Genomic DNA, 15,769 nt, shown 5'->3' on the forward strand with positions numbered 1-15,769 from the left:
TTAAGCTATTTCCTCATACATATTCAATCTAATTATAAAATCTATGAAAAAAGTCACATTTAATGAATATTTACCGAAAACATTATGAAAATTTAATGAATTTTTCAGTTGAAAATCATTGAAAATCGCTTTCATTTTCATATTTTTTCTTATGTAAACACTTATATAACCATTTTTCACACAACATACTTGTTCACTTGGTTTAAAATAAGGCGTATACTTGTTCACGAATTGTTCAAGGGTTAACCAAATGTATTTTTTTAGGAAAGAAGGAATTGGAAATGCGTGCTTTTCATGTTACGGAAGATGGAACTATCGAAACCAAATTAACCGGAAAGGATCTTCTTGCCAACCCACTGCTGAACAAAGGAGTGGCTTTTACACTGGAAGAGCGTCAGCAACTTGGACTTGACGGCCTTCTTCCTCCTACCATATTAACGATTGAGGAACAGGTTCAACGGGTGTATGAGCAATTTCAAAGCCAACCAGATAATTTACGTAAAAACGTTGCCTTAAATGATCTTTTTAATCGGAATACCGTCCTTTATTATCGTTTGCTTTCCGAACACCTGAGCGAGATGCTTCCGATTGTTTATACCCCAACAGTCGGTCAGGCTATTCAGGAATACAGTCATGAATATCACAAACCAGGTGGTATGTATTTATCTATTGATAACCTTGCTGGCATCAAAGAAGCTTTTAAGAATTTGAACTTGGGCCCTGATGATATCGACCTGATTGTAGCCACAGATTCCGAAAGTATTTTGGGAATCGGGGACTGGGGAGTTGGCGGTATTAACATCTCTATTGGTAAGCTTGCTGTATATACAGCTGCTGCTGGAATTGATCCTAGCCGGGTGCTGGCCGTTGTGCTTGATGCAGGTACAAACAACGAAAAGCTGTTAGAAGATCCTTTGTACATGGGGAATCGTCATAAGCGTGTACGTGGAGAACAATATGATCAATTTATTGATACTTATGTTCAAGCTGCACTTTCTTCATTCCCGAACGCACTGCTGCACTGGGAAGATCTAGGTAACGTCAATGCTCGGAATATTATCAACAAGTACGGAAATCATATTTTAACGTTTAATGATGACATTCAAGGTACTGGCGCGGTTACGCTCGCAGGTGTGATGTCTGGTGTCCAATTGTCCGGAATCCCACTGAGCAAGCATCGGGTTCTAGTGTTTGGTCCAGGAGCTGCCGGAATCGGCAATGCAGACCAAATTAGTGCGGCCATGATGCTGGAAGGATTGTCAGAAGCTGAAGCAAGACGTAACTTCTGGGCATATGATTACCGCGGTCTGCTTACCAATGAAACGGAAGGACTTTTCCCATTCCAGGTCCCTTATGTGCGTGATGCTGCCGAATGCCGTGACTGGGAGCATGCTGAAGATGGCAAAATCCCTCTGCTTGAAGTCATTCGCCGTGTGAAACCGACGATTATGATCGGAACTTCCGGTGTTGCTGGAGCATTTAGTGAGGAAATCGTGAAAGAGATGGCCAAGCATACAGAACGCCCTATTATTATGCCAATGTCCAATCCGACTCCTCTGGCAGAGGCAACTCCTGAAGACCTGATCCACTGGACGGAAGGAAAAGCCCTTATTGCAACAGGAAGTCCTTTTGAGCCAGTAATCTACAACAATATTAAGTTTGAAATTGGACAATCCAATAATGCTTTCGTATTCCCAGGTCTTGGTCTTGGAGCAATCGTAGTAAAATCCAAAATTATAACAGATAGCATGTTTGCAGCAGCTGCCCATGCAGTAGCTCAAATGGTTGATTTGTCACAGCCTGGTGCTTCCCTGCTACCAAAAATCAACGAACTGCGAGAAGTATCTGAAGCTGTTGCTGTAGCAGTTGCTAAGGCGGCAGTTCAAGATGGAGTTGCGCGTCATCAGCCGGATGATATCGTACAAGCGGTTCGGGAATCCATGTGGGAATGCAAATATAAACCCATCAAACAGTATGGACAGGAAGCCGTTCTGGTTTAAAAATAGCGAACAACATCAAAATTTATACTTGCTGTAAGCAAAGTGATTATTTAACTGATGTCCGCCATTTTTGGCGGACATCTTTATTGGAGGCGACATCATGGCTACAGGTCATATCTTTATTATCTTAATTCCTATTTTCTTTGTCATTTTAATTGGTTATTTTGCAGGTTTTTTTAAGGCTTTTAACCCAGCTTCATCTAAGGGATTAAATACACTGGTAACCAAATTCGCTTTACCTGCACACTTGTTTATTGGTATTACGACGACACCAAGAGAGACGTTAATCCAAAAGTGGCTCTTTCTTGTTGCATTGCTGCTTGGAGTGATCGGCTTTTACATTGTATTGCTCATCTTATATCGCTTAATTGCAAAAAAAGGTCTGACAGAATCCTCCATGTTCGCATTGAATTCAACACAGCCCTCTTTCGCATTCATGGGGATTCCGGTTTTGGGAAGCTTGTTCGGAAGTGCGGCGGTCGCCATTCCTATTGCGATTACCGGCATCGTCGTTAATGCGATTCTTGATCCGCTTGCAAGTATTTTGGGAACGGTCGGCCAGCGTAAATCAACAGAATCTGATGACACTAAAGGTAATTTATTTACAGTCACTATAAAATCTGTCCTTCATGGACTCAGCGAGCCGCTGGCTTGCGTACCCTTGATTGGTGTTGTATTGACTTTATGCGGATTCCAAGCTCCGAAGCTTTTGCAATCTATGTTTGATCAAATCGGCAATATTACTGCTGGTACGGCTCTATTTGCCATCGGGGTAACTATTGGAATTAAAAAGATTACGTTCAGTCCAAAAGCGCTTAGTATCGCTGTACTGAAAGCGATCGTGATGCCTATGGTTATGCTCGGTATTGCTGTTCTGATCGGACTGTCCCCTGAGGATGTAACTAAAGCCGTACTGCTTGTCGCATTTCCCGGATCTGCTGTAGCCGCTATGATCGCGACCCGCTATGAATCACTGGAAACAGAAGCGGCATCTGCATTTGTTATAAGCTCAGTATTATCGCTCATTTCGCTCCCTCTGCTCATTTCACTACTTGTATAATGACAGAAAGCTTTCAACCTTCAGCGAAAGACTGTTATATATAATAGTTAAGGGCATTCGTTCGCCCTCATTTATGTTATTTTTTAAATATTGTCCAAACAATAAAGTGATTTAGTCATATTTGAGCTGAAAACCAGTATGATATTCCGTTTTGCTAGCAAGCGGCAACCTACATTTATTCCATGTGGGTTGCCGCTTTTTATTTTTGGTAAGCTTTCATACCTTTTGTTGGTTCTTATCATTATTTTCACTATCCATCAGTAAGTATATCCCAATTGTAATAATTCGCTAACATTTATAAAGGAAATTGACGAAATATATAAGGGATAGCTGTACTGTAGCATTAAATTAAAATTTAAAGGAGAAGAAACTTGTGAAAAACTTGAAGTGGAGCACTATGTCCTTTTTTGGTAAAAATCTATTAATATCTTTTCTTAACATCGTATTAATAGGTGCTATTCTCATCACATCTAGCTATATACTTCAAAAGAACATTCTCACCACGCAGCTGCAAGATCAGGTAAAAGTGCTGACCAAAAAATGGGCAGAAGATGTTGACAAAACAAAAGTACAACAAGCATTAAGCGAAAAAGATTATAACGGTTCTGCTCAACAAGAAATACGCAAATTTCTAGATTCCATTCACACATTTTATCCTAATGTCGCCCAAGCTTACATATTTGGGACAGAACTAAAAGAAGGAAATCAAACCTCCATTATTGGCGTTCCCACTAATTTGGTTCAAGCTTTCCAAAACTCGAAGATGAATATTGGGGATATGTACACGTTGCCTGACGAAAATGCAGACGCCGTAAATAAAATGCTTCAATCCAATGAATCAGCATTGAGCAGCTTTTATACGGACGAATATGGCACATGGACTACTATTGTTTATCCGATTACAGATGCAAGCGGTAAAGTCACAAGTGCAATTTACTTTGACGTAGATGCGAGCTCTGTACCTACGGGTCTTCATAAGTTGCTTGTATATGGTGTTTCACTGCTCATTCTGTTTCTTGCTATCTTCTTGACAATTCAATACTTGCTGGTAAAACGCACGCTCTCCCCGATTCGTTCCTTGATGAAGGGCATTGAAGAAGTCAGCGAGGGTAATCTGAATGTAAAAATCAAGACAGGCCTAGACGATCTTGGTATTATCAATCAAAAATTTAATTCAATGATCAAGCGCCTTAACGATACGATGGTGAAAGTACAGGATACGACGCAAGAAGTAACAGGATCAGCTCAGGAATTGTTAAGCATTAGTGAGAAAAACAGTACGAATACAAACATCATTAACAGCAATATTCGGGAAATAACTCAGGGACTTGAAGCTCAGGATCACGCAGCACTTGAAAGCTCCAGGGCTATGAATGAAATGTCTACAGTGATCCAAACCATTGCTGAAAGCTCCTCTTCTGTAGCGGATCAAGCTTATTCCATGGAAAAACGCTCCGTTGAAGGCAATCAGGTAGCCCAAAAGCTATCCACTCAAATGGACTCTATCTCCACTACAATGGGCAGTACAGTTGATTCGGTTAATGCACTGCAGAACCGTTCTAACGAAATCAGTAATATTGTAAGCATCATTACCGGCATTGCCAGCCAAACGAATCTGCTTGCTCTCAACGCTTCGATCGAAGCTGCCAGAGTGGGTGAAGAAGGCAAAGGTTTTGCAGTCGTAGCGGGAGAAGTGCGTAATTTGGCTGAACAATCTCAAGAGTCCGCCAAACAAATTGCAGAGCTTATTGAAGAAATTCAAAAAGAGATTGAACAAACTGTAAAAGGCATTAGCCTGGGTACACAAGAAGTTCAGGTCGGACTGGAAGTTACGAAGCAGACAGGCGAAATGTTCTCTGAAATTTTAGAAGCGTCCAATAAAGTGTCATCACAAATCCAGGAGGTATCCAGTGCAACTGAGCAAATCTCGGCCAGCACGCAGGAAATGTCAGCTACCTCGGACGAGTTGTCTTCCACAGTTAGCAAAACAGTCAACAGCAGCAAACAAATCGAACAAACCATTGGGGAACAAACCGAGTCTATGGCTTCAATTGTCCAAGCTTCGGACAAGCTTACATCAATGTCCGGGGAGCTGGAAGAGCTTATTTCATTCTTCAAAGTAAACCGTGAAGTCTAAAACTATAACTATCCAATCCTCATAACAATAAAGAACCTCTAGTCTGCATAGAATGCACATTAGAGGTTCTTTGATATTTTATACACTTCTTTAGTTTAGAAAGCCTTCCAACGCTGAGGTTGGCTTACCGTCAGCCTGCCAAGCACCTTTGTTATAACCTTGATTATAACCTGGGGTTGCAGCCGGCTCCCAATAAAATACGCCGACACCTTTGCCCCCTCCGATACTCCGAACCTTCGTTTTGATTGCAGAAATAAATGCCTTGGAGGCAGCAGGTTCATTATATTCCATTCCGATTTCACTGATGACAATGCCTTTGCCATATTTTGCAATGAGACTATTGGCATTGGTAATCGTCTGATCCACCTTACCCTGCCAGTCAGAGGAAGACGGATATAAAGACAGGCCAATAAGGTCGAACTGAGCTCCGTTTTCAATCAGTCCACCAATGTTCCAGTTTAAAACGGAACTGTTATCCCCATTAGCTAAATGCACGATTGTCTTGGTACTGCTGCTTACGGATTTAACAGCGTTATTCCCTGTATTGACGAGCCACGCATAGTTTTTCATATTCACCGAGGCTTTGCCATCATCCCAGAGCATGCCATTGTTCGTCTCATTGCCGATTTGCACCCAATCCGGTGTCACACCCTTGCTCTTCATCGTGTTCATTACATAGACAGTATGGGACCAGACCGCATCCATAAGTTGTGTAAATGTAAAATTGCGCCATGCGTAAGGCTTATTCTGCTGGCCTGGATCAGCCCAGGAATCGCTATAATGCAGGGTCAGCATAACGCTCATGCCTAACTTTTGGGCTCGCTGCGCAAGTTCTGCCGCCTTCTCAGCATTCATGTATCCGCTTGCATAATCCTTCATGTCAGGATTTACCCAGACGCGAATACGAACCGAATTGATCTGATAATCGTCCCGTAAAATTTGCAGCACGTCCCGGCGAACCCCTTTTTTATCCTTCCAGGTCATACCTTGGGCTTCCATCCCTGCGACCCAGCTTATATCTGCTCCTTTGGCGAAAGCAGGGGCGGCCGAAGCCGCACCCACTCCCACAGAGCCCAATGGGTACAAAAAGCTGGATAACAAGATCAACATCGCAAATACCATAGTACGTTTACCTGTTTTCATAAGTCATCCCCTATCTAAATTATATACTCACATTGCCTCTGGCCAATCCACTTGCTCCCTCACTCGGGAAACGGCGGCGATCACATGTATAACGTGTTCTAATTATTGCGCTCTGCCTTTAAAACCTTAACAGCATAGGCACCCAGTTGAACGCTGCTATCTGCTATCACATGATTTTCAAGCAGATCCGAATAAGTTCGGCCATCCAGTGTAAGCTTTTGCGGCTCATGCGTAAAATTCATTACAAAAATATAGTCATGAACTCCATCAGTACGAATCGCTGTATTCACCCCATGTGGCAACTGCACATCGAGTGCTTTACTGAGACCTGCATCATCAATTAAACTTTTGTAAAAATGACTATGGAATAGTCCAGTGTTGCGTGAAGCGATGTAATAAGCTTTTCCCTGTCCCAAACGGTTCACCGTCAAAGCCGGACGGCCTGCATAAAAGTCTGCTCCGTACTCAGCCAGTACCTCTGCACCCTCCGTATGAATGAGATCACACAATTCTACAGCTTCATATTCCCCTTGTAGATCCAGCTCATTGCCTTCAACCGGTATAATGTAATTACGATCATGATCATGCAATCCATCAATCTCTTCCGACCAAATCCCCAGCGTCTTACGAAGCGGTCCTGGAAAGCCTCCAAGAAAGCATAAATCATGTTCATCCACGATGCCGGACCAATAGGTTGCTACGAATATGCCCCCGTTTTCAACAAACTTCTGTATGCGCTCTCCTACACCGCTGCGAACCATATACAACATCGGAGCTACCAAAAGCTTATATTTGGAGAAATCTGCATCCATATGAATGACATCTACTGGCACTCCCTGCTCCCACAATGCCAAATAATGTGCTTCAGCTGTCTCCTCATATTTCACCCCTTTGTTCCGCGGTCCCTGTGAATCGTTGATTCCCCAACGGTTCTCCCAGTCAAAAATGACTGCGGCCTCAGCCGGTACGGATGTACCGATAACCTCTTCCAGTTTTTCCAGTGCATGACCGACATCTGTCACATCCCCGAATACCCGAGTATGCTCGTGTCCGACATGATCGACGACTGCACCATGCAGCTTTTCACTTGAACCGCGGCTTTTCCGCCACTGAAAATATTGAACGGTGTCTGAACCGTGCGCCACAGCCTGTAAAGACGATAGCAAATGCATACCTGGTCGCTTCAGCTTGCTAACGTCTTGCCAGTTCGTTAAGCTTGGCGTACTTTCCATGAGCATCCAGGGTTTCCCACCTTTAATGGAGCGAATAATATCGTGCATCATAGCCACTCTCGCAGCCTGACGGCTGTCATCCCCTTCACGGTCATGCCACGTCGGATAACTATCCCAGGATATAACATCGAGCAGATCAGCAAACTTCCAGTAATTCAATCCTTCAAAAAACTCCATTAAATTGGTTGTGACTGGAATGTCCGGATTCTCAGCCTTGAGCGGCACAATCTCATGTTTGATAAAATCTGCGGTCTGTTCGGTTACAAATCGTCTCCAGTCCAAATTCATGGCATGAACCTGCGTTTCACCATGAGGTGCCGGAGATTCAACTTGGCTCCAGTCCGTAACTGTATGACTCCAAAATGTCGTCCACCATGCATGATTAAGTTTATCTAACGCACCATATTTATCCTGCACCCAAGCGCGAAATGCCTCCTGACAGTGATCACAGTGGCAATCTCCACCAAATTCATTGGAAATGTGCCAGCCAATAACAGCAGGATGATTAGCGTAACGCTCAGCCAGCTTCGTATTCATGATACGTACTTTTTCCCGGTAGACAGGCGACGTATAACAGTGGTTATGTCTAAACCCATGTAAGTTACGGACACGGTTAGCCTCCACTCGCAGTACCTCGGGGTATTTTTGCGACATCCAGGCTGGTCTTGCTCCGCTAGGAGTAGCCAAAAACGCATAGATTCCGTTTTCAGCAAATGAATCCAAAATACGATCCAGCCATTCAAACGTAAATACGCCCTCCTCAGGCTCTAATGAAACCCATGAGAAAATGCCGACAGACATCACGTTACATTTGGCTAGTTTCATCAAGCGAATATCCTCCGCTAATACCTCGGGATATTGCTGCCATTGCTCCGGGTTATAGTCCGCTCCATGCAGCATACGTGGAACTCGCTTACTAATGGGAGGGTACTTGGTTATGTTTGAATAGGTCATTACAAATCATCTCCTTGTATTAGTTCTATTACTCTTTGACGGAACCTAGTGTCATACCTTTAACAAAATACTTTTGTAAAAAAGGATATACAACAAGAATAGGCGCTGCACCAATGAAAATTTGTGCTGCATTAACCGTCGTTTGTGACAGTAATTCCATCTCTTTGGGACTCATGCTCATGGAACTCATGTCCTTCTGTATAATTACAGTTTGCAGGAACGTCGCTAGCGGATAATCCTTTGCATTGCTCAAATAGAGCAGACCGTCAAACCATGAGTTCCAATGAAATACCATACTGAACAGCGCAATCGTTGCAATGGAAGGCATGGATATTGGTAAGAAAATACTAAACAATGTCCGAAAATGCCCTGCTCCGTCGATCAATGCGGCCTCTTCCATCTCTTTGGGAATTCCTCTAAAAAAGTTCAGCATAAGAATGACCAGAAATGTATTGACCGCTCCTGGCAAAACAAGTACCCAGAAGCTGTCCATAAGATGGATCTTTTGAATAACCATATAGAATGGAACCAGACCACCGTTAAAAATCATACTGAATACAAACAGCCATGAATAAATGTTGCGACTGCGGAACACCGTTGTTTCCTTCGAAAGCGGATAAGCAGCTAAAAAGGTAATAAGTAGCGTCAAGCCGGTTCCCAATACAGTCCGACAGACAGAAATCCAGATGGAGTGCAGAAAAATCGGGTTATTCATCGTCTTCTTATAGGCTTCTAATGAAAACTGCACTGGCCACAGGCCAACCAGATTGGCATCTGCTGCTGATTTAGCACTAAATGATACTGCCAACACATGAATCAATGGAACGATACACATGATAGACAAAATCACTAGTAAGCAAATATTGAACACATTGAAAATGCGGTATGGCGTTGTTTTATGATACATGACTCTCCCTCTTTCAGCCTCGTGGAATCAGAATATGCGGTAACCTGCCCATTTGTAAGCAAGCCGATAAGATATCAGAATGAGAATCATACTGATAACGGATTTGAACAACCCAATGGCGGTAGCAAAGCCCATCTCCCCATTGATCAATGCTGTCCGATAGACGAATGTGTCAATAATATCGCCTTTTTGGTATACCAACGGATTATAAAGGTTGAAAATCTGGTCAAAACCGGCATTCAGAACATTACCAAGGGCGAGCGTCCCAACAACGACCACCATCGGAATCAATGAAGGTACAGTAATGTGCAGTGTCTGTCTCCATCGGCTCGCTCCATCCATTTCAGAAGCCTCATACAACGAAGGATTGATACCCGCCAGTGCAGCGAGGAATACGATGGTATTGTAGCCAAACTCTTTCCATATGTCCGATACAATGACGGTAAAACGAAACCAGTTGTTATCTCCCAGAAAGAAGATAGGCTGGATTCCTATACTTCCAAGAATTCGGTTCATAAATCCATCAGTAGCCAACAGATCAATCAGAATTCCGCCCAAGATAACCCAGGACAGAAAATGTGGCAGATACACCATTGTCTGAATGGAGCGCTGAAGTCCGACCTTGCGAATTTCATTCAGCAGTATAGCAAAAACAAACGGAACCAGCAGATTGAAAAACATCTTTAACACAGCAATAATCAGCGTGTTCCATACGACCTGAAGACTGTCCTCCCGTTGAAACAAAAAGCGGAAATTATCCAGTCCAACCCATTCGGAACCAGTTATGCCTAGCCAAGGCTTGTAATTTTGAAAGGCCATCACGATGCCACCCATCGGAATGTAGCTGAATACAATTAAGAAAATGATGGCTGGCAGCAGCATGATATGAAATGGCCACGTACGTTGCAGACTTCTCATTGCAGTTCCTCCTGTAACTCTCATGGTATACCTCAATTATAAAAGCGTTTTCGCAGTCTCAACAGTTCAAAAAACCAACATACATGGCACAAAAGCAATCATTTTTATTAATCCGTGTGAAGCTTAAGTAAAAAGGCTGTCCACCTCGGGACAGCCCTCCTAATTTGTTTTACATCATCAATAACTTTTACTTTTCTACGCTCTTATACCATTCGTTTACTTCATTTGTAATTTGTTCGCCACCAGCGGCTTTCCACGTCTGTACAAAGGTATCAAAAGCAGAAATCGGCTGTTTGCCATAAATAATTTCATTGAAGGTCTGGCTTTCAATCTTATCCAGGTAATCCTTTTTAGCCTTCATGGTTGGCGTAGTTGGTCCTGTAAACTGATCTTTCATAGAGATATCCTTTTGTTCCATAAGCACTTTGGCCGCAGCGGGAGTGTCTTTCCCGTAATTCACCATTACATCTTTCTCCAGTCTAGTTTTCGGTTCTGCACCGTCAGCCAAGCTTAACAAAGCCTTCATTTGGGCATCAGGGATACGTGCACCATCACGAACCAGCAAATAACGAATAGAGTTTACATAACCGCCTGGTATTTTATCAATAGACATCAGCTTTCCATTGGCATCTAAATCATAATCGTAGCCCTTAAACAGCCCATTCGACAAGTCACCGTCCGGTTTGGCATTTGCATAATGGTCAAACAAGTAATTTTGATACGTGAAGAAAGCTTCAGGATGCTGCATTTGTTTGTTGATGAGTACGACACCATTGGTGTACTGCGTTCCATGGCGCATAGCTTTGTTGTCAGGTCCCGCTGGAATCTTGATCGGCTTCCATACAGCACTCGGCGCATTTTTAACCGTATCCTGGAGCGGCCAACCGCTCATCCAATATGGTCCTGGAATCATCCCGGCTGTCCCTGCAACTGTAGGTTCAGCCGTTTTATTTTCATCCCACAATGCTGCTTCCTGAGGAATATATCCTTTTTTGAGCCACTCGCTCAGCTTTTGCAGACCCGGCTTCATGCCAGGCTGAACAGAGCCATATTCCAAGCTACCGTTTGCACCTTTGTTCCACTGTTGGGGTAGTGTGCCATAAGCTCCGAAAATCCAGGACGGGTCACCCATCCATGTGTTCATGGATGTTTTGAAACCGATGCTGAGCGGAGTCACTTTGTCCGGAGCCAGTCCGTCTGGATTTTTGTTTTTAAAGGCATCCATCACTTTTTCCAGATCATCCATCGTCTCCGGAGCCTTCATCCCCAGCTTATCCAACCAATCTTGTCGTACCCACAATACATAATCATGGTTATAAGCGAAATCAAGCACAGGGATACCCATTTTTTTACCATCTCGGCTATACTGATTCCATACGTTCGTATCCTGACTCATTGCCTGCTTCCAAGAGTCCGAAGCATATTTATCAAATAATGGGCCAACTTCAGCGAACATACCGGAATCGATCATATCCTGGGCCAGCTGCTCATTCTCTGTCCCCAGTACAACGACATCAGGCATCTCCTGACCGGAGGACATCGCCAACCGCAGCTTGGTAGCAAAAGCACCATTTGTATCCGTGACAGACCAGAGTGATTTTACATTAATACCAAATTTCTCTTTGGCCCATTTTGTCGCAACGTTATTTTCGATAGATTCGCCATTTTTAAATTTTAAGGCGGGATCTACACCCCATACCGTGGATATTGTAACTTCTGGGTTGTATTTTTCTTTGTATACGTTTTCAGTTTTAGCTGTGTTGTCCGCATTCCCATCATTTCCTGCACCTGAGCAGCCCACAAGGCCAACCCCTAATACCATAGTTGCGGCGAGCAACGACAATAGCTTTTTTTTCGAATGAACTCGCATCTTGTTCCCCCTCTAAAAATCATTTTCTACTCTTTTATTATAAGAGGGCTTTTCTTAGCAGCCTATGTCACAAAATAAATATTTCTGCACCTTTCTCAACTGATCTTTACTCATTTGTCTTTACTGGTCCCGAAATTCATGCGGAGTCATTCCATAATGCTTTTTGAACATCTTGCTGAAATATTGGGGATTCTGATAGCCGAGTTCAGTGGTTATTTCATATATTTTTTTGTTGGAATATTTGAGCAAATAAAGAGCCCGTTCCATTCTCATTCGGATAATATAATCTCCCAGACCTTCTCCAGTTTCAGCTTTATAGATTTTAGACAAATAGACGGGATGAAGATAAACTTGGTCGGCAATCGTCTTAACAGACAGCTCCTGCCCTTTATCCTGGGCGATCAGCTCCTGGACCTGCTTGACCACATAGCTTTTGGCGCTTTGCTCGCTTGCAGACCACTCGGCTTTAAGCTTGTTCATCATGGAAAATATCCACTCTTTGAGGTGTGGGAACGAATGAACCAATTTCTGCGCATGTAACGGATCAAAGCCTACTTGGTCCATCTGTGTAATGAAACGTCCTTGTTTGTGAGCTGTATACATAAAGGCGCTCGTTACCGAAATAAACAGTTCATATAAATGCTCGCGTGTATATCCCGCCTCTTCCATTTTGCCAAATACACGGCTTACTTTTGCTTCGGCCTCTTCCCATTGCCTGGACTCTAGCAGATGAGTAAGCGTAGGGTGCGTATAAAGCCCCTCCAGCGACTTCACTGAGTTGTGTGACTGTTCTGTCTGCTCTTCTATGAATAGGAGTGGATTCGTCTCCTCCTGTTGGTTCCAATATAAGGATCTGATCGCTGTCTGATATAGCTTAGGCAGCTCATCCGGGAAATGAAACCAATTGGTTAATGTGACGTAAATTTCCCCTTTCAAGTAATTGCTCACATTTTTTCGAAAGGTTTCAATCGCTGCACGCAAAAAATGATTCTGCTCATCCACAGTCCGTTCAGGAAACAAATGCCAATTGCCTTCTATTAATACGATTAGGCAATCATGTGGCGCTTTGCAATGCCAAACATGAAAATCAGGAGCGAACACTTCTTCTGCAATATTCCCAATCGCATACTCAATTAAGGACACTGAGTGATAATCCATGTCAGAAAATTGCTTGCCCAGCTGAATAAGCAACATACTGGCAGGATGTTCTGTGCGTAGCTTGATTTCGTACTCGGACATTTTGTCCTTTATTTTTTGTACAGTCAAATCACGCCCGAGTAACAAATCGTGCATCAAATGAGTGCGCAGCACACCGTAATCGTTCCTACGACTGTATTGTAATTGATGAACCTTGTCGAATGCTTCCCATTCTTCCTTTAGCGAATCCATGGCAGCTGACACACATTTGAAAAACTCTTCATCATCCACCGGCTTTAAAATGTAATCAAAAGCCTTAAGCTGGAGCGCTTTTTTAGCGTATTCAAAATCAGCATAGCCTGTCAGTAATAAACTACGGATATGCGGCCAACGCTCATTTACTTCAACAATCAACTCCAATCCCGTCATGCCGGGCATACGAATATCCGTAACCAGAATATCAATATCGTATGCTTCCAGCACATCTATTGCTGCCAAGGCAGAAGCTGCTTGATGAACCTTTTCGATTCCCAACGTCTCCCACGGTATAGTAGCCGCCAGGCTTTCAGTAACATAGCTTTCATCATCCACTAGTAATATCTGAACCATCAGTATCCTCCAATTTACTATTTCTTGAATTTGACGAAGAATGGATCAAACCGTCTTCCTGCCCTTCTTCAATTGACAGTGTCCATTTTAAAATCACTCTCAATCCTCCCAACGGAGACAACGAGAATTCCAAGCCCGCGTTTTCACCAAAATGTAATCGCATTCGTTGGTGCACATTCCATAAACCATAACCACTTTTTTCTTCTACAGGTTTCTCTAGTGCTAATGTAAGGGACGTTATACCTTCATCACTCAAACCGAGCCCGTTATCATCTACAATCAAGTACATGGATGAGCCGACACACTCAGTCATAATACGGATGATCCCCTCCTCCGCCTGAGGTTCTATTCCGTGCAACACCGCATTTTCCACCAGGGGTTGCAACACAAGCGGTGGAACCAGCAGAGGATTGGCCTGTGAAGAAATATCAATAGTGAACGTTAACCGTGGCATACGCATCTGCTGAATTTTCAAATAATATTGCACAAACTCGACTTCATCTGATAAAGGAACCAAATCTCTTTCCTGTCTTGTCGTATAGCGATAATATTTGGATAAATTATGAGCCATGGCCACGACTGCCTCATGATTGCGCAACTTTGCCATACTCGTAATAAAGGAAAAACAATTATAGAAAAAATGGGGATTGATTTGAGACTGGAGCTGCTTTAGACGTGCTTCCTTCACATGCAGCTTCTCAACGTAAACTTTCTCAAACAGCTCCTGAATCTGTTCGACCATCAGGTTGAATTGACGTGACAGAAATGCAAACTCGTGACTGCCCTTAGGACTCAAACGAACAGCGTAGTCTCCATCCTTTAATCGCCGAAATGCCCGCACAAGCTGAAGAATCGGGACTTGTACCTGTGAGTGAAGGAGATAAGCACCAATGATGCCTACCAGTAGTGAGCCAACAACGGTTATATAAAATAGTCGGTTAGATGAGTAAATCGGAGACATCATATCGGACAAAGGCATGTAGTCAATCAAATACCAGCCTGTCGTTTGCGAAAGAACGGCGTGAACAAGGTAACTCTCTTCTCCAATTTTCACGGTCAAATTATCAACTTCATGTAATCCCAATTTCTCCAGTTTCGCAATCAGCTGGCTTGACAATTCTGCATTTGCAGAGCGATTATAAATCACTCCTACGCCTTTTTTATAATAAAAAGGCTCCTTTCGTCCATCGCCTTTAAAGCGGTCAAGCATGTCCTGAATATTGCTGCTATCGAATTCCACTTTAATAATCGTGTTAGCGGTTTCCGGATTAGCTAGAGAGGAAAACGGGGATAAGGTATACAATGAAAATATAAATTGATCCTTACCGTACACTCTTTTCTTAGATACCTGCCAGCCGTTTGTAATCGATTGATTTAATACCTTCTGATCATAATAACTGGCTCCATTTTCCGATACAACTCGTCCAAGTGAAGGGGAATATATACTCAGCCCTGTTCTCCAGTTAGAAGAGCTTTCCTGAAGCCCAAGCTTGGTTTGAATCCGCTTGACCAGGTTAATTCCATCCAGATTGAGAGTCTTGTCCTTTAAAAAAATCGCTTGGAAACTGGCAACATCAGGATCATGAATCAGCAGGTGCGGCCAGGAAGAAATCATTTCAATATTCGTATTCACCTGGTTTTGAAAAAAAGTTAGCTGATTATAATTGGATTGATTCAGTTCCTCACGTAATACACCTGTCGTTGTCTGATTAGAGTAGACATACAGAAGCAGCACAGGTATCAGCAATACGATAACGATGGACACGATTTTAGTATAAAAATTAAATTTAAACATGAGTTTC

The 15,769-nt window shown here is 43.0% G+C and carries 10 protein-coding genes; 3 read left to right on the forward strand and 7 right to left on the reverse strand.

Features of this window, described 5'->3' with window-relative positions; translation table 11 throughout:
• Positions 1–281: 281 nt before the first annotated feature.
• From PPM_RS16610 to PPM_RS16620, 3 genes are all read left to right on the forward strand, one after another.
• Positions 282–2,000 carry an NAD-dependent malic enzyme gene (locus tag PPM_RS16610; RefSeq protein ID WP_014600041.1) on the forward strand — a complete coding sequence of 573 codons (1,719 nt, stop codon included), beginning with the start codon at positions 282–284 and terminating at the stop codon, positions 1,998–2,000.
• A 100-nt stretch (positions 2,001–2,100) separates the two neighbouring features.
• On the forward strand, positions 2,101–3,060 hold the full coding sequence (locus PPM_RS16615) for an AEC family transporter (RefSeq protein ID WP_014600042.1): 960 nt from the start codon (positions 2,101–2,103) through the stop codon (positions 3,058–3,060).
• Positions 3,061–3,433: 373 nt separating this feature from the next.
• Positions 3,434–5,197 (forward strand): methyl-accepting chemotaxis protein, encoded by a 1,764-nt coding sequence (locus PPM_RS16620; protein ID WP_013371911.1) that lies wholly within the window; start codon positions 3,434–3,436, stop codon positions 5,195–5,197.
• Between the two features lie 90 nt (positions 5,198–5,287).
• Here PPM_RS16620 and PPM_RS16625 read toward each other — a convergent pair whose 3' ends face one another.
• The 7 genes from PPM_RS16625 to PPM_RS16655 form a co-directional block, all read right to left on the reverse strand.
• Positions 5,288–6,340: a glycoside hydrolase family 53 protein gene (locus tag PPM_RS16625; RefSeq protein WP_013371912.1), complete on the reverse strand. Its 1,053-nt coding sequence runs from the start codon at positions 6,338–6,340 to the stop codon at positions 5,288–5,290.
• Between the two features lie 98 nt (positions 6,341–6,438).
• A complete protein-coding gene (locus PPM_RS16630) occupies positions 6,439–8,526 on the reverse strand; it encodes a beta-galactosidase (RefSeq protein WP_013371913.1) in 2,088 nt (695 codons plus the stop codon).
• A 28-nt stretch (positions 8,527–8,554) separates the two neighbouring features.
• Positions 8,555–9,433, reverse strand: coding sequence for a carbohydrate ABC transporter permease (locus PPM_RS16635; protein WP_013371914.1), 879 nt, complete (start codon positions 9,431–9,433; stop codon positions 8,555–8,557).
• 27 nt (positions 9,434–9,460) lie between these two features.
• Positions 9,461–10,351: an ABC transporter permease gene (locus PPM_RS16640; RefSeq protein WP_013371915.1), complete on the reverse strand. Its 891-nt coding sequence runs from the start codon at positions 10,349–10,351 to the stop codon at positions 9,461–9,463.
• A gap of 187 nt (positions 10,352–10,538) precedes the next feature.
• Positions 10,539–12,221 carry an extracellular solute-binding protein gene (locus PPM_RS16645; RefSeq protein ID WP_013371916.1) on the reverse strand — a complete coding sequence of 561 codons (1,683 nt, stop codon included), beginning with the start codon at positions 12,219–12,221 and terminating at the stop codon, positions 10,539–10,541.
• A gap of 120 nt (positions 12,222–12,341) precedes the next feature.
• Positions 12,342–13,967 (reverse strand): response regulator transcription factor, encoded by a 1,626-nt coding sequence (locus PPM_RS16650; protein ID WP_013371917.1) that lies wholly within the window; start codon positions 13,965–13,967, stop codon positions 12,342–12,344.
• Positions 13,942–15,762: a sensor histidine kinase gene (locus PPM_RS16655; RefSeq protein WP_013371918.1), complete on the reverse strand. Its 1,821-nt coding sequence runs from the start codon at positions 15,760–15,762 to the stop codon at positions 13,942–13,944. The genes PPM_RS16650 and PPM_RS16655 overlap by 26 nt, the downstream gene beginning before the upstream one ends.
• Positions 15,763–15,769 lie beyond the last annotated feature (7 nt).

Origin of the sequence: Paenibacillus polymyxa M1 (assembly GCF_000237325.1) — a bacterium.
GTDB classification, from domain to species: Bacteria; Bacillota; Bacilli; order Paenibacillales; family Paenibacillaceae; genus Paenibacillus; species Paenibacillus polymyxa_C.